The organism is Streptomyces sp. NRRL S-37, assembly GCF_000721605.1.
In the GTDB taxonomy this organism is placed as follows: Bacteria; Actinomycetota; Actinomycetes; order Streptomycetales; family Streptomycetaceae; genus Streptomyces.
Genome location: NZ_JOIZ01000002.1, coordinates 277490 through 292415, shown reverse-complemented (window position 1 = coordinate 292415; position 14926 = coordinate 277490). Strand labels below are relative to the sequence as shown.

Here is a 14926-nt window from a genome sequence, read left to right as displayed (position 1 = left end):
CCCAGTCGACCGCAATATGCCTCCCCCTGAGGCAGTTTCAAGCCAACTTCACATTTCGGCAAGGGGGTCTGCGGGAATTCTCTCCAGCCCCACGGACACCAGGAATCCCAGCAGGACAATGCTGGACATCTCCTCACGAGTACGTGTACATGTGGAGACACTGCCGGTGACGCAGAATGACATGGGGGTTTGCGATGCTTTCGAGCAGTACGTACCGGTCGGAAAGCCGGACACCATGAACGCTCCGCACCCTCCGAAAGTGGCCGGAATCGATTCAACGGTTCCCTCACCCGCACACACTGTCGCGTCCGTCACCGCGGGTACCTCCCCGGCTCCCCCGGCAAACCCCCAGAACGCGCCGGGCGCGCTGCTCCAGGACCGGCTCGCCGGCTGGGTCTCCGACCTCACGACCCTCCACGAACTCACCGAACGCCTGGCCCGCGCGAGCACGCTCGACGAGGCCCTCCAGGAACTGCTGCGCGCGGGAGCCGCCCTGGTGGGCGCGCGACGCGGGCTCGTCGCCCTGGAACCCTCCGACGGTCTCGGACCGGCCACCACCCTCGGCCTGGGACTGGCCCGCGCGGATCTCGGCCACCTGGAGACGGTGCCGCGCGGCGCACTGCCGTACGGCAGGATCCTCGACGGGCTGCCCGGCTCCGACGACGGCGTCACCGAACCCGACCTGTCCGCCGAGAAGTGGCTCGACCCCCGGCACCGCGAGGTCGCCGCCCGCCTCGGCTACGCCGCCAGCTTCGCCCTCCCGCTCGCCACCGGGACCTCTGGGCGCCTGGGCGCCGCGGTGTGGCTCTACGACGAGCCGGCCGAGCCGTCGAAGCGGCAGCGCCACCTCGTGGGCCTGTACGTCCGCCACGCCGCCGAGCACCTGGCCCGGCTCCTCGAACTCGAGCGCACACGCGCGTGCATGGCCACGATGGCCGAGGAACTGCTGCCCTCCCGCCTCCCCCGGGTCCCCGGTGTCCAGCTCGCCGCGCGGCACCGCACCTCCCCGCGCGGGGGCGGCGACTGGTACGACGCGCTGCCCCTGCCGGACGCGGCCCTCGGTCTCGCCGTCGGGTCCGTCACCGGGGCGGGACCCAGCGCGGTCGCGGCGATGGGGCGGCTGCGGGCGTCGCTGCGCGCGTACGCCGTGATGGAGGGCGAGGACCCGGTCGCCGTCCTGTCCGACCTGGAGCTGCTGCTGCGGCTCACCGAGCCCGCCCGGTCGGCCACCGCCCTGTTCGGTTACTGCGAACCCGCGCTGCGCCGGATCACCCTGGCCGGCGCCGGGCACAGTCCGCCGCTGCTGCTCGGCGAGCGCCGCACCGAGTTCGTCGAGACGTCGGTCTCCGCGCCGCTGGGCATGCTCGCCTGCTGGGAGGCGCCGAGCGTGGAGGTCCAGGCGGAGCCGGGGGAGACGGTGCTGCTCTACACCGACGGGCTGCTGCACCGCACCGGCGACCCGACCGACCGCGCCTTCGCGCGGCTGCACGCGGCGGCGGCCGGGGTGCCGAAGGCCCTGCGTCACGACCCCGGCGCCGTCGCCGACCACGTCCTGCGCGCGGTGCTGCCCGAGGGCGCGGACACGGCGGACTCCAGGGAGGACGTGGTGCTGCTGGCGGCACGGTTCGCGTAGCCGTCCCGTCCCTCTCCGCCACCGGTCCGTGCCCCATTCGGCCGTTTCCGCCCGACCGTACGATGGGGGGTGGTCCAGTGCCGTATCGAGGAGGATGACCGTGGCCGAGGAGCTGCCGGAGACCCCGGAGACTGCCGAGGAAGAGCCCGTCAAGCAGCGCAAGAACGGCCTGTACCCGGGCGTGTCCGACGAGCTGGCCGAGAACATGAAGAACGGCTGGGCCGACACCGAGCTGCACGATCTGCGGCCGATCCCCCAGGCCGCCGAGACGGCCGCCCGCCGCGCGGCGCTCTCCGCCCGTTTCCCGGGTGAGCGTCTGGTCGTCCCCGCGGGCAACCTGAAGACGCGGTCGAACGACACGGAGTACGCCTTCCGCGCATCGGTCGAGTACGCCTACCTCACCGGCAACCAGACGGAGGACGGCGTCCTCGTCCTGGAGCCCACGGCCGACGGCCACAAGGAGACGATCTACCTCCTGCCCCGTTCCAACCGTGAGAACGGCGAGTTCTGGCTGGACGGGCAGGGCGAGCTGTGGGTCGGCCGCCGCCACTCCCTCACCGAGGCCGAGAAGCTGTACGGCATCCCCGCCTCCGACGTGCGCGAGCTGGCCGGCGCGCTGCGCGAGGCCACAGGGCCGGTCCGGGTGGTGCGCGGGTACGACGCCGGGATCGAGGCGGCGCTGACCGACAAGGTCACCGCCGAGCGCGACGAGGAGCTGCGCGTCTTCCTCTCCGAGGCGCGGCTGGTCAAGGACGACTTCGAGATCGGCGAACTGCAGAAGGCCGTCGACTCCACCGTGCGCGGCTTCGAGGACGTCGTGAAGGTCCTCGACAGGGCCGAGGCGACCTCCGAGCGCTACATCGAGGGAACGTTCTTCCTGCGCGCCCGCGTGGAGGGCAACGACGTCGGCTACGGCTCCATCTGCGCCGCCGGACCGCACGCCTGCACCCTGCACTGGGTGCGCAACGACGGCCCGGTCCGCTCCGGCGACCTGCTGCTGCTCGACGCGGGCGTGGAGACGCACACGTACTACACGGCCGACGTCACGCGCACGCTGCCGGTCAGCGGCACGTACAGCGAGCTGCAGAAGAAGATCTACGACGCCGTGTACGACGCCCAGGAGGCCGGTATCGCGGCGGTGAAGCCGGGCGCCAAGTACCGCGACTTCCACGACGCCGCCCAGCGCGTGCTGGCCGAGCGGCTCGTCGAGTGGGGCCTGGTCGAGGGCCCGGTGGAGCGGGTGCTGGAGCTGGGCCTGCAGCGCCGCTGGACGCTGCACGGCACCGGTCACATGCTCGGCATGGACGTCCACGACTGCGCCGCCGCGCGGACCGAGACGTACGTCGACGGCACGCTGGAGCCCGGCATGGTGCTCACCGTCGAGCCGGGTCTGTACTTCCAGGCCGACGACCTGACCGTGCCCGAGGAGTACCGGGGCATCGGCGTCCGCATCGAGGACGACATCCTCGTCACGGCGGACGGCAACCGGAACCTGTCCGAGGGGCTGCCCCGGCGGTCGGACGAGGTCGAGGCGTGGATGGCGGGCCTGAAGGGCTGACGCACGGCACGACGGCCGGGCACGCGCGCGTGCCCGGCCGTTCCCGTTCCCGCCGCCGCACCGCGACCCGGCCGCGCCGTGGCCCGCCGTACCGCGATCCGCTACACCGCGACGAGCGGAGCGTCCTCGCGCCATTTGAGGATCTTGTCGAAGCTCACCACCGCACCGCCCCGGCCCGGCCTGTTGCCGATGTGGACGTGGTCGGCGAGCTCCCGGATGAGACCCAGGCCCCGTCCGTGTTCCGCGTCGGACGGCGCGGGACGGGCCGGCGGGCGGGGACGGCTCCCGGTCACGCCGGGGAAGCCGGGGCCCGCGTCGGCGACCTCGATGCGGCACTTCTCGCCGTCGAGGTAGGCGGTCACCCGGAACGCCTCCGAGGCGCCGTCCCGCGCGGCGTCCCCGCCGTGCTCGACCGCGTTCGCGCAGGCCTCACTGAGGGCGACGGACAAGTCGTAGGAGATGTCGGGGTCGACGCCCGCGGTCTCCATGGTGCCGAGCAGCAGGCGCCGGGCGAGCGGCACGCTGGCGGCGTCGCGCCGCAGATGGAGTGACCACCAGATGCTCATGCTCCAGCCTCCTGGCTGCGGCTCGACATACCGTTACGTATTGCCCTGAGTGCTCACCGGTAAGCGTGAAGTTGACGTGACACCGCCCATATGGCGGGTGTGTCGTGGATACGATCGGTGTATGCGGGGCATGTCGTACCGGATGTGACCTTTCGGTCGTACCTCATCTTGCGGACCTGCCGTACGGCGGCCGGTGGGCCGGTGCGATGATGAGCGCGCCATGTCTGCCCCCCACCCGTGTACGACACGCTCCGGACGAGGCCTCCGGATCCTGCGGGCCGCGGTGTTCGCCGCGGTCTGCGTCGTGCTGGCCGGGGCAGGGCACACGCTCGCCTCCCGCACCGCCGTACCGCTGTGGACGCTGGGCGCGGGCTTCCTCGGGGTCCTCGCGGTCGCCGCGCCGCTCGCCGGACGCGCGCGGTCGCTGCCGGGGATCGTGGTGCTGCTGGCGTGCGGCCAGACGGCCCTGCACACGCTGTTCGGCCTGGGGCAGCACGGCGCGCCCGCCACGGGGCCGTCGTCCGCGCTCTCCGACGCCGCGCTGGTCGAGCGGGCCGCGCGGCTGCTGTGCGGGCCCGCCTCGGCGGGGCTCAGCCCCGCACAGGCCGAGCGCGTCCTCATCGACGCGCGGGTCGGGCATGCCGGGGCCGCCACCCACGCGCAGACCACCGCGGACGCCCCGGCGTGCCTGCTGCCGTCGCTGCCGATGCTGCTCGGGCACGTCCTCGCGGCGCTGGCCGCGGGATGGCTGCTGCGCCGCGGTGACCTGGCCCTGCTGCGGCTGGCCGCACTGTCGGCGCACGGTGTCGCCGAGGGCGCCCTCGTGCGGTCCCTCCGCGCGGCGCTCGCCCTGGTGCGTGCCCTGCGCGCCGGGCTCCCGGGAGCACCGGAAGGGGCCCCGCGCATGGCGCGTACCGCGCTGCTCGCCCCGCTTCCGCCCCGTTCCGCCGGACTGCACCACACGGTGATCCGCCGGGGCCCGCCGGCCGCCGGCACCGCACTCGCTCTCGCCGCCTGACGCGAGGCGACCACCACTCCGGGTTTTCCGGCCGAGGGGCCGAGGAGAGGGGCGCCGTCGTGCGGCACGCGCGTGCGGCCGTTTCCGTGTGCGCCCGGCCGTCCCGTCCGAAGGGTCCGTCCGGTCGTACGCGCGGCACATCCCTCACCGTCAGTGAAACCTCAACCGAAGCGGAGTGCTTCTGCCATGAAGGCTTCCCGTATCGCCGCCGCCGGCGCCGCCGCCGGTGCCGCCGTCCTCGCCGTGTCCACCCCCTGCTTCGCGCACGTCAGCGTGCAGCCGGAGGGTGAGGCCGCGAAGGGCGGCTACGCGGTCGTCGGCTTCAAGGTCCCCAACGAGCGGGACAACGCCTCGACCACCAAGCTCGAGGTCACCTTCCCCACGGACCACCCGCTGGCGTCCGTGATGCCGCAGCCGGTCGACGGCTGGGACGTCAAGGTCACCACGTCCAAGCTGGACAAGCCGCTGGAGATGCACGGCAAGAAGATCGACGAGGCCGTCTCCAAGGTCACCTGGACCGCCGAGGGCGACGGCATCGAGCCCGGCTTCTTCCAGAAGTTCCCGGTGTCCGTCGGCACGCTGCCCGAGGACGCCGACGAACTCGTCTTCAAGGCCCTGCAGACGTACTCCAACAAGGAGGTCGTCCGCTGGATCGAGGTGCCGCAGGAGGGCCAGGAGGAGCCCGAGCACCCGGCTCCCGTGCTCACCCTGTCCGAGGCCTCCGAGGACGGCCACGCGCACGGTGCCGCGGACGACGACAAGGCCTCCGGCGACACCGCGGCGGCCGAGAACGCCTCCGCCCAGACCTCCGCCTCCGGTGACGAGGGCGACTCCGGCGGTACGGACACCACCGCCCGCGTCCTGGGCGTCGTCGGCATCGTGGTCGGCGCCGCGGGCGTCGCCTACGGCGTCCTCGCCGGCCGTCGGCGCACCACCGCCTGACCCCTCCTCCTTCTCGACGGCGCGCACCGGGCCGCTCACGGCCCACGTGACCTCCCGGTGCGCGCCGGAGCACTCACCTCTCAGGACCATTCATGCGCAAGAAGACCTTCGCGGCCGCGGCCCTGCTCGCCGTCGCCTCCCTCACCCTCTCCGCCTGCGGGAGCGGGTCCGGCGACAGCGGCGATCCCATCGCCGTGGTGTCCGAGGAGGCCGGCGCCCAGAAGGCGGGCACCGTCCTCGACAATCCGTTCGAGAAGCCGGACCTCGTCCTCACCGACACGGACGGCAAGAAGTACGACCTCCGTGAGGAGACCGCGGGCAAGCCGACCCTGATCTACTTCGGCTACACGCACTGCCCCGACGTCTGCCCGCTGACGATGAACAACCTCGCCGTGGCCAAGAAGCAGCTCCCCAGGGAACAGCAGGACGAGCTGCGGATCGTGTTCGTCACCACCGACCCGGAGCGTGACACCTCCGCCGCGCTGGGCACGTGGCTCAAGGGCATCGACCCCCAGGTCGTCGGCCTGACCGGCGACTTCGCCACCATCCAGGCCGGTGCCCGCACCCTCGGCATCTCGATCGACCCGCCGCGCAAGGACGACAACGGCAAGACCGTCTCCGACCACGGCACCCAGGTCATCGCCTTCTCCCCGAAGACCGACGGCGGCTACGTCCTCTACGGCGAGGACGCCACCGTCGACGACTACACCAAGGACCTCCCCAAGATCATCAAGGGGGAGAACCCGTGAGGCGCCCGGCAGCCGCGGCCCTGGTCGTCGCCGGGGCGCTGGCCCTGGCCGGCTGCGGCGGCTCCGGCAGCGGCCCGGCGGAGCTGTCCGTCGGCTCCGCGTACATGCCGCAGCCGGTCTCCGACATGGCCGCCGGCTTCCTCACCATCACCAACGACGGCGACTCCGCGGACCGGCTGACCTCGGTCAGCAGCGACGTCGCCGACCAGGTCACCGTGCACGAGACCGTCGACGGGGCCATGCAGGAGGTCGAGGCCCTCGACATCCCGGCCCACGGCAGCCTGGTGCTGGAGAGCGGCGGCAACCATCTGATGTTCGAGCGGCTGAAGCGGAAGCCGAAGCAGGGCCAGAAGGTCTCCGTCGAGCTGCGCTTCGCCGAGTCGGACCCCGTCACGGTCGAGATACCGGTGAAACCGGCCACCTACACCCCGAAGACCGGACACTGAGGGAGACACCCCCGTGACCCAGACCATCGCCCCCCGCGTGCGGATCCTGGTGCTGCTGCTCCTGGCGGTCACCGGCGCGCTCCTCGCCGGAGCCGCCCCCGCCTCCGCGCACGCCGCGCTGACCGGAAGCGATCCCGGGCAGGGGGCGGTGGTCGACACGGCACCCGCCCAGGTCTCGCTCACCTTCTCCGAACAGATCGCGGTGAGCGACGACGCCGTGCGCGTCCTCGACCCCAAGGGCAATCGGGTCGACAAGGGCACCCCGGCCAACCCCGGCGGCACGACATACACCGTGCGACTGCTCAGCGGACTGCCCGACGGCACCTACACCGTGGCCTACCAGGTGGTGTCCGCGGACAGCCACCCCGTCGCCGGAGCCTTCACCTTCTCCATCGGCGCCCCCTCCGAGACCTCCGTCTCCGCCTCCGCACCGGCCTCCGACGACGGCCTGATCGGCCTGCTGTACGGCATCGGCCGCTACGTGTCGTACGCCGGCTTCGTCGTCATGGCCGGCGGGGCCGCCTTCGTGCTCGCCTGCTGGGGGCGCGGCGCCGGGGTGCGGGCGGTACAGCGGCTGGTCGTCTCCGGCTGGCTGACGCTCACCGCGGCCACGCTCGCGCTGCTGCTCCTGCGCGGCTCCTACACCACCTCCGGGGCGGTCGGCGACGTCTTCGACCTGTCGCTGCTCGGGGACGTGCTCCAGACGAAGACCGGCGCGGCACTGGTCTCCCGGCTGCTGCTGCTCGCCGCGGCGGCCCTGTTCATCGCGGTGCTGTTCGGCGCCTACGACAAGCGGGAGGCCGAGGAGAAGCGGGACCTGACCTTCGGGCTGGCGATCGGCGGGACGGTCGTGGCGGCCGGGCTCGCCGCGAGCTGGGCCATGTCCGAGCACGCCTCCCAGGGACTCCAGCCCGGTGTCGCCATGCCCGTCGACGTGCTCCACCTGCTGGCCGTCGCCGCCTGGCTCGGCGGACTCACCACCCTGCTCGTCGCGCTCTACCGGGCGCCCGCCGACACCCCGGTCGACCGGGACGCCGTCCAGCGGTTCTCACGGCTCGCCTTCGGCAGCGTGGTGGCGCTGGCCGTCACCGGCGTCTACCAGAGCTGGCGGCAGCTCGGCTCCTGGTCGGCGCTGACCGACACCCGGTACGGACAGCTGCTGCTCGCCAAGATCGGGCTCGTGGCGGTGATGGTCGCGACCGCCTCGATCTCACGGCGCTGGACGGCACGGCTGGCGGAGGCACCGGTCCCGGCGGCGCGTGAGGAGAAGAAGGAGAAGGAGAAGCAGCCGGCAGAGGCGGGCAAAGCCACCGAAGCCGGAAAGAACAAGTCCGGGAAGGACGAGTCCGGGGCCGAAAAGGGCGGTGACGCCCGGGCCGCCCAGCTCGCCCGGCAGCGGGCCGCGATGGAGAGCGCCCGGCAGAAGCGGCTGCGCGACGCCGACCCCCACCGCTTCGGGCTGCGCCGCTCCGTACTCGCCGAGGCGGGCATCGCCGTCGTCCTGCTCGCCGTCACCACCGTGCTGACGCAGACCGAGCCGGGGCGCACCGAGCAGGAGGCCGCGGCGGCCACCTCCGCCTCGTCGTCCGCCTCGACCGGCCAGGGCACCGGCGCGGTGACACTGAACATGCCCTTCGACACCGGCGGCGAGAACGGCAAGGGCGTCGTCACGATCGACCTCGACCCCGCCCGGGTCGGCGACAACGACATGCACGTCTATGTGGAGGGCCCGGACGGCCAGGCCGTCGACATCCCCGAGGTGAAGGTCGCCCTCACCCTCTCCGCCAAGGACATCGGACCGCTGCCCGTCGTCCCCGACCACATCGCCACCGGACACTGGTCGGCGAGCGGAGTACAGATCCCCATGACGGGCGACTGGAAGGTCGAGGTGACCGTACGGACCTCCGACATCGACCAGGTGACCGTCTCGAAGAACGCGAAGATCGGCTGAACCACCATGGCTGACCAGACCCTTCCGCAGGCCCGGACCCCCGGGGCACCCCAGAAGGAGACCGGAGACCGGACCACCGGGAACGGCATCTCCCGGCGCCGGCTGCTCGGCACGGCCGGCGCCACCGGACTCGCCCTCGGGGCGGCGGGCGGAGCCGTGGGATACGCGGCGGCACCCGCCGCAGCCACCCCGCTGACGTCGGTGGGCGACGGCCAGGTCGCGTTTCACGTGAAACATCAGCCCGGCATCACCCAGCCGCTCCAGGCCCGCGGCCACCTCATCGCCTTCGACCTCGCGCCCGGGACCGGACGCAAGGAGGCCGCCGCCCTGCTGCGCCGCTGGTCGGACACCGCCCGCCGGCTGATGGCGGGCGAGCCCAGCGCGCAGGACGACACCGGCGTGTCCCGTGACGCCGGCCCCTCCTCACTGACCCTCACCTTCGGCTTCGGTCACAGCTTCTTCGCCCGCACCGGCCTGGAGAAGCAGCGCCCGGTCGCCCTGGACCCACTGCCCGACTTCTCCTCCGACCACCTCGACAAGGCCCGCAGCAACGGCGACCTGTGGGTGCAGATCGGCGCCGATGACGCCCTCGTCGCCTTCCACGCCCTGCGCGCCGTCCAGAAGGACGCGGGCTCCGCGGCGAAGGTGCGCTGGCAGATGAACGGCTTCAATCGCTCACCCGGCGCCACCGCCCACCCCATGACCGCCCGCAACCTGATGGGCCAGGTCGACGGCACCCGCAACCCCAAGCCCTCCGAGTCCGACTTCGACGAACGGATCTTCGTCCCCGGGAAGGGCGAGCCGGCCTGGATGGCGAACGGCTCCTACGCCGTCGTACGCCGCATCCGCATGCTGCTGGACGACTGGGAGAAGCTGCCGGTCAAGGAGCAGGAAAACGTCATCGGGCGCCGCAAGTCCGACGGAGCGCCGCTGTCCGGAGGCACCGAGACGTCCGACATGGACCTGGAGAAGACGGACTCCCGGGGCAACCTGGTCGTCCCGATCAACGCCCACGCGAGGATCACCCGCCCCGACCAGAACGGCGGTGCCGCCATGCTCCGCCGCCCGTTCTCGTACCACGACGGCATCGACGCGGACGGGACACCGGACGCGGGACTGCTGTTCATCTGCTGGCAGGCCGATCCGCTGCGCGGCTTCGTGCCGGTGCAGCGCAAGCTCGACCGGGGCGACGCCCTGACGCCGTTCGTCCGCCACGAGGCGAGCGGGCTGTTCGCGGTGCCGGGCGGCGCGGCGGAGGGAGAGTATGTGGGGCAGCGGCTGCTGGAGGGGTGAGAACCGTCCCGCGTCACCCCTGAGGGCACCGGCGGGGCAGCCGTCGGCCGGGGGCCCCATTAGGGTGAGGTCATGCCAGCGAGCTATGCGTATCTCGGCCCAGAGGGCACCTTCACCGAAGTCGCCCTGCGCACGCTTCCCGAGGCGGCCACCCGTGAGCTGATCCCGTACGTGTCCGTGCAGTCCGCGCTCGACGCGGTGCGCGTCGGCGAGGCCGAGGCCGCGTTCGTCCCCATCGAGAACTCCGTCGAGGGCGGTATCACCACCACCCTCGACGAGCTGGTCGCGGGCACCCCGCTGACGATCTACCGCGAGGTGCTGCTGTCGATCACCTTCGCGCTGCTCGTCCGTCCGGGCACCAAGCTGTCGGACATCAAGACGGTCACCGCCCACCCGGCCGCCCAGCCGCAGGTCCGCAACTGGCTCAGGACGCACCTCCCGGACGCCGTCTGGGAGTCGGCCGCCTCCAACGCGGACGGCGCGCGACTGGTCCAGGAGGGCCGGTACGACGCCGCCTTCGCCGGTGAGTTCGCCGCCGCCCGATACGGCCTGGAGGCCCTGGAGACGGAGATCCACGACGCGGAGAACGCCCAGACCCGGTTCGTGCTGGTGGGCCGCCCGGCCCGGCCCGCCGCGCCCACGGGGGCCGACAAGACCTCCGTCGTCCTGTGGCAGCGCGACGACCACCCCGGCGGGCTGCGCGACCTGCTGGGTGAGTTCGCCACCCGTGGCATCAACCTGATGCTGCTCCAGTCCCGGCCGACCGGTGCCGGGATCGGCAACTACTGCTTCTGCGTCGACGCCGAGGGGCATATCTCGGACCGCCGGATGGCCGAGGCGCTGACGGGGCTCAAGCGCATCTGCCTGCAGGTGCGCTTCCTTGGTTCGTATCCGCGTGCGGATGTACACCCCGGGGAGGTACGGCCGCCGTTCCCCGGGACATCGGACGAGGAGTTCGTGGGGGCGGCGGAGTGGGTCGCGCGGTGCCAGGACGGGCGGTTCTGACGGAACCGGCCGGTCTTACCTGCTGATTTTCGTTATCCACAGGAGTTATCCACAGGTCTGCTTCTTCATCTGGGGACAAGTCGACACCGGAGCCCCATCCTGTCGACACATCGCTCCCCAGGGCATGACCTCGTTCATCGCCCCGCACATCCCCCTTCGTCCACCCTTTTCCTTTGGTCAACCCTTTGGAGTGAGTCTTTTCCACTCAAAAGTGGGGAGGAAGGGAGTTTGTCCTGGGAATCCTCGGCTTTGATCAGACGTTTCGGAGCGATCAATTCCGCAGTCCACAGATCTTCCCCACAACCTGTGGATAACTTCCCGAGTATGTGGATGCCTGTGGAAAACCGAGGCCCAAGTTCCGTGCCGCACAAGGGATCCCGGTCAACCCGCGTCCCGCGAACTGACCCGTTCCAGGGGGAGCGCCCCATTCATTGACCTTGCGGAACATTCCGCGTAATCACCCCATAACGGAACGTGCGCGACCGCACCGCAATAGTGAGTCGTGAGGCGTCACCCCGCACCGGTAGCCTTGACCGCGTGATTGACCTTCGCCTGCTTCGTGAGGACCCCGACCGTGTGCGCGCTTCTCAGCGCGCCCGTGGAGAGGACGTCGCGCTCGTCGACGCCCTCCTGTCTGCCGACGAGCGGCGCAGGTCGTCCGGCGTCCGCTTCGACGAGCTGCGCGCCGAGCAGAAGTCGCTCGGCAAGCTCATCCCCAAGGCCGCCGGTGACGAGAAGGCCGAGCTGCTGAAGCGGGCCGGCCAGCTCGCCGCCGACGTCAAGGCGGCCGACGCCGACCGCGACGCCGCCGCGACCGAGACCCAGGACCTGCTGCTCAAGCTGAGCAACCTCGTCCACCCCGACGTACCCGTCGGCGGCGAGGAGGACTTCGTCACGCTGGAGACGCACGGCAGCATCCGTGACTTCGACGCCGAGGGCTTCGCGCCCAAGGACCACCTGGAGCTGGGCCAGCTCCTCGGCGCCATCGACGTCGAGCGCGGCGCCAAGGTCTCGGGCTCCCGCTTCTACTTCCTGACCGGCGTCGGCGCGCTGCTCGAGCTCGCCCTGGTGAACGCCGCGATGGCGCAGGCCACGGCCGCCGGCTTCACGCCGATGCTGACCCCCGCGCTGGTGCGCCCCCAGTCGATGGCGGGCACCGGGTTCCTCGGCCAGGCGGCCCAGGACGTCTACCACCTCGACAAGGACGACCTCTACCTGGTCGGCACGTCCGAGGTGGCGCTGGCCGCGTACCACATGGACGAGATCATCGACGCCGACCGGCTGCCGCTGCGGTACGCGGGCTTCTCGCCCTGCTTCCGCCGCGAGGCCGGCTCGCACGGCAAGGACACCCGGGGCATCTTCCGCGTGCACCAGTTCGACAAGGTCGAGATGTTCTCGTACGTCGCCCCGGAGGACTCCCAGGCGGAGCACCAGCGGCTGCTGGAGTGGGAGAAGCAGTGGCTGACCTCGCTGGAGCTGCCGTTCCGCGTGATCGACGTCGCCTCGGGCGACCTGGGCTCCTCGGCCGCGCGCAAGTACGACTGCGAGGCGTGGATCCCGACCCAGGGCAAGTACCGCGAGCTGACCTCGACCTCGGACTGCACCGAGTTCCAGTCGCGCCGGCTGTCGATCCGCGTCCGTGAGGACAAGAAGGTGCGCCCGCTGGCCACGCTCAACGGCACGCTGTGCGCCGTACCGCGCACGATCGTGGCGATCCTGGAGAACCACCAGCAGGCCGACGGTTCCGTGCGCGTGCCGGAGGTGCTGCGTCCGTACCTGGGCGGCCGGGAGATCCTGGAGCCGGTCACCAAGTGAGCACCGCCCCCTTCCCGTACCGGCTCATCGCCACCGATCTCGACGGCACGCTGCTGCGGGGCGACCACTCGGTCTCCCGCCGCACCCGTGACGCGCTCGCCGCGGCCACCGCGGCGGGCGCCGCGCACATCGTCGTCACCGGCCGCGCGGTGCCCTGGACCCGCCCCATACTCGACGACCTCGGCTACGAGGGGCTCGCCGTCTGCGGCCAGGGCGCCCAGGTGTACGACGCCGGGGCGCACCGCCTGCTGACGTCGGTGACCCTGGACCGGCAGCTGGCCGGGGTGGCGCTGGCGAAGATCGAGGCGGAGGTCGGTCCGCTGCACCTGGCGGCGAGCCGCGACGGGCTGGACGGCGAGGTGCTGGTCGGTCCCGGTTACGAGGTCGTGGGCGGGCTGCCCGCGACGCCGTTCACGGACGCGTCGGACCTGTGGACGGCACCGCTGAACAAGCTGTACATCCAGCACCCGGATCTGACCTCGGACGAGCTCGCCGACGCGGCCACCCGCGCGGCGGGCGGGTTCGTCACCGTCACCATGGCGGGCGAGGGCATCGTCGAACTGCTCCCGCTCGGCCTGTCGAAGGCCACGGGGCTGTCCCTGGCGGCGCGCCGGCTGGGCGTGAAGGCCGCGGAGACGATCGCCTTCGGCGACATGCCCAACGACATCCCGATGTTCGCCTGGTCCGCCCACAGCGTGGCCATGGCCAACGCGCACGGGGAACTGAAGGCGGTGGCCGACGAGGTGACCACCTCCAACGAGGAGGACGGCATCGCGCTGGTCCTGGAACGGCTGCTGGCGTCGTAAGCGCGGGCGGATCGTGCCTCCCCCGGTGCCTGAAGGGCCTGGGAGGTGCCCCGGCGGCACGGGTGGGCGCACCGGCACCTCGCGGCACCGGGTTGCGCACCCCCACCCGCCCGGCCGCACGCCTCTGAAGAGGCGAAAGCAGGGAAGGGCGGCCCACGCGACACGCGTCGCGTGCTCGAAGCGGCCGCCCCGGGCAGCTCCCCGTGCGGAGCGGACTCGACGGAGCGGTAGGGATCACTCCGGAGACCGCCGCGGGCTGCCCTCACGGGAGGGGGACGTACCGCCGTGCACGGGCGTCGTCCCGCTCCTCTCCCAGCCGATGACGCCGGACCTTCCCGGCGATGCGGACACGACCACTCTGCCCGCCGGGCAAGTCCGGCGCCACCGAATAAAACGGGACTCACCGGTCCCCGCGTCTCACTCCTCGCCGGCGAGCGTCAGCGACCGCAGCTTCTGCCCGGCGTACCAGGTGGCCAGCACGGTGACCGCGGCCAGCAGCACCGTCGCGGTCGTCAGGCCCACGTCCGAGGTGACCAGGTCGCCGCCGGAGACCTTCTGCGCCACGGCCAGCGCCCACTGCTGGACGCTCAGCGTGCGCGCGCCGGACACCAGGGAGCCGAACAGCGCCTCCCAGACCAGCGCGTAGACCAGCCCGAACACCACCGCGTGCCGGGAGACCGTGCCGAGCAGCAGGAAGAGCGCCGCGTACGCGATGGAGGCGACCAGCGCGGCCACGGTGTAGGCGACGGCGACCTGCTGGCCGTTGCCGTTCAGGATGAAGCCCGCGATCAGCGTGGGCACCGCCGAGAACACCATGGTGACGGCGATCGCGACGATCAGCTTGGTGTAGATGATGGTCGGCCGCTTGATCGGCTTGGACAGCAGGTACACCACCGAGCCGTCGTCGATCTCGGGGCCGATGGCCCCGGTTCCGGCGATGACGCCGATGATCGGCACCATGGTGGCGAGCGCGAGCCCGCCGAGGATGTCGGCCGCGGTCTGGTCGTCGGCGCCGGCGAGGGCGCGCACCGCCAGGGAGATCGCGATCAGCAGCAGGGGCAGGGCGCCCAGGATGAGGGCCCGGCGCCGGCCGAGCAGGGCCCGGTAGGTGAGCCGGGCGACTGTGGGGTCGTACATCTTCGGC

Annotated in this window: 13 protein-coding genes; 11 read left to right on the top strand and 2 right to left on the bottom strand. The window is 71.9% G+C overall.

Features of this window, described 5'->3' with window-relative positions; all coding sequences use genetic code 11:
- Window positions 1-118: 118 nt before the first annotated feature.
- Entirely contained in the window at window positions 119-1633 is a 1515-nt protein-coding gene (locus IH50_RS0103830; RefSeq protein WP_078913831.1) for a PP2C family protein-serine/threonine phosphatase, read from the top strand.
- Between the two features lie 100 nt (window positions 1634-1733).
- Window positions 1734-3191, top strand: coding sequence for an aminopeptidase P family protein (locus tag IH50_RS0103825; protein WP_107061967.1), 1458 nt, complete (start codon window positions 1734-1736; stop codon window positions 3189-3191).
- 101 nt (window positions 3192-3292) lie between these two features.
- Here IH50_RS0103825 and IH50_RS0103820 read toward each other — a convergent pair whose 3' ends face one another.
- Window positions 3293-3757, bottom strand: a complete 465-nt coding sequence (locus IH50_RS0103820; protein WP_030857196.1) for an ATP-binding protein — start codon at window positions 3755-3757, stop codon at window positions 3293-3295.
- Window positions 3758-3977: 220 nt separating this feature from the next.
- Between IH50_RS0103820 and IH50_RS0103815 the strand changes: the two genes are divergently transcribed.
- From IH50_RS0103815 to IH50_RS0103775, 9 genes are all read left to right on the top strand, one after another.
- Window positions 3978-4775 (top strand): hypothetical protein, encoded by a 798-nt coding sequence (locus IH50_RS0103815; RefSeq protein ID WP_030857194.1) that lies wholly within the window; start codon window positions 3978-3980, stop codon window positions 4773-4775.
- A 186-nt stretch (window positions 4776-4961) separates the two neighbouring features.
- Complete coding sequence (locus tag IH50_RS0103810) at window positions 4962-5717, top strand: YcnI family protein (RefSeq protein WP_030857192.1); 756 nt, start codon at window positions 4962-4964, stop codon at window positions 5715-5717.
- 92 nt (window positions 5718-5809) lie between these two features.
- Complete coding sequence (locus tag IH50_RS0103805; RefSeq protein WP_030857189.1) at window positions 5810-6466, top strand: SCO family protein; 657 nt, start codon at window positions 5810-5812, stop codon at window positions 6464-6466.
- A complete protein-coding gene (locus IH50_RS0103800) occupies window positions 6463-6912 on the top strand; it encodes a copper chaperone PCu(A)C (protein ID WP_030857187.1) in 450 nt (149 codons plus the stop codon). The genes IH50_RS0103805 and IH50_RS0103800 overlap by 4 nt, the downstream gene beginning before the upstream one ends.
- A 13-nt stretch (window positions 6913-6925) precedes the next feature.
- Window positions 6926-8863, top strand: coding sequence for a copper resistance CopC/CopD family protein (locus tag IH50_RS0103795; RefSeq protein WP_030857185.1), 1938 nt, complete (start codon window positions 6926-6928; stop codon window positions 8861-8863).
- 6 nt (window positions 8864-8869) lie between these two features.
- A complete protein-coding gene (gene efeB, locus IH50_RS0103790; RefSeq protein ID WP_030857184.1) occupies window positions 8870-10156 on the top strand; it encodes an iron uptake transporter deferrochelatase/peroxidase subunit in 1287 nt (428 codons plus the stop codon).
- Window positions 10157-10228: 72 nt separating this feature from the next.
- The gene (pheA, locus tag IH50_RS0103785; RefSeq protein ID WP_030857182.1) at window positions 10229-11161 is read left to right on the top strand and encodes a prephenate dehydratase; all 933 of its coding nucleotides are present in this window, start codon (window positions 10229-10231) and stop codon (window positions 11159-11161) included.
- A 537-nt stretch (window positions 11162-11698) separates the two neighbouring features.
- The gene (serS, locus tag IH50_RS0103780) at window positions 11699-12976 is read left to right on the top strand and encodes a serine--tRNA ligase (RefSeq protein WP_037871938.1); all 1278 of its coding nucleotides are present in this window, start codon (window positions 11699-11701) and stop codon (window positions 12974-12976) included.
- Window positions 12973-13782, top strand: coding sequence for an HAD family hydrolase (locus IH50_RS0103775; protein ID WP_030857178.1), 810 nt, complete (start codon window positions 12973-12975; stop codon window positions 13780-13782). Before serS ends, IH50_RS0103775 begins: the two co-directional genes overlap by 4 nt.
- Before the next feature lie 417 nt (window positions 13783-14199).
- Here the strand turns inward: IH50_RS0103775 and IH50_RS0103770 are convergent, their stop codons facing one another.
- Complete coding sequence (locus IH50_RS0103770) at window positions 14200-14919, bottom strand: ABC transporter permease subunit (protein WP_030857176.1); 720 nt, start codon at window positions 14917-14919, stop codon at window positions 14200-14202.
- Between the last annotated feature and the right edge of the window lie 7 nt (window positions 14920-14926).

Bases quoted from the DNA above. Each gene is read 5' to 3' on its own strand.
- IH50_RS0103810 (WP_030857192.1), top strand. From the start codon at position 4,962: ATGAAGGCTTCCCGTATCGCCGCCGCCGGCGCCGCCGCCGGTGCCGCC.
- IH50_RS0103815 (WP_030857194.1), top strand. From the start codon at position 3,978: ATGTCTGCCCCCCACCCGTGTACGACACGCTCCGGACGAGGCCTCCGG.
- pheA (WP_030857182.1), top strand. From the start codon at position 10,229: ATGCCAGCGAGCTATGCGTATCTCGGCCCAGAGGGCACCTTCACCGAA.
- IH50_RS0103805 (WP_030857189.1), top strand. From the start codon at position 5,810: ATGCGCAAGAAGACCTTCGCGGCCGCGGCCCTGCTCGCCGTCGCCTCC.
- IH50_RS0103830 (WP_078913831.1), top strand. From the start codon at position 119: ATGCTGGACATCTCCTCACGAGTACGTGTACATGTGGAGACACTGCCG.
- IH50_RS0103770 (WP_030857176.1), bottom strand. From the start codon at position 14,919: ATGTACGACCCCACAGTCGCCCGGCTCACCTACCGGGCCCTGCTCGGC.
- IH50_RS0103820 (WP_030857196.1), bottom strand. From the start codon at position 3,757: ATGAGCATCTGGTGGTCACTCCATCTGCGGCGCGACGCCGCCAGCGTG.
- efeB (WP_030857184.1), top strand. From the start codon at position 8,870: ATGGCTGACCAGACCCTTCCGCAGGCCCGGACCCCCGGGGCACCCCAG.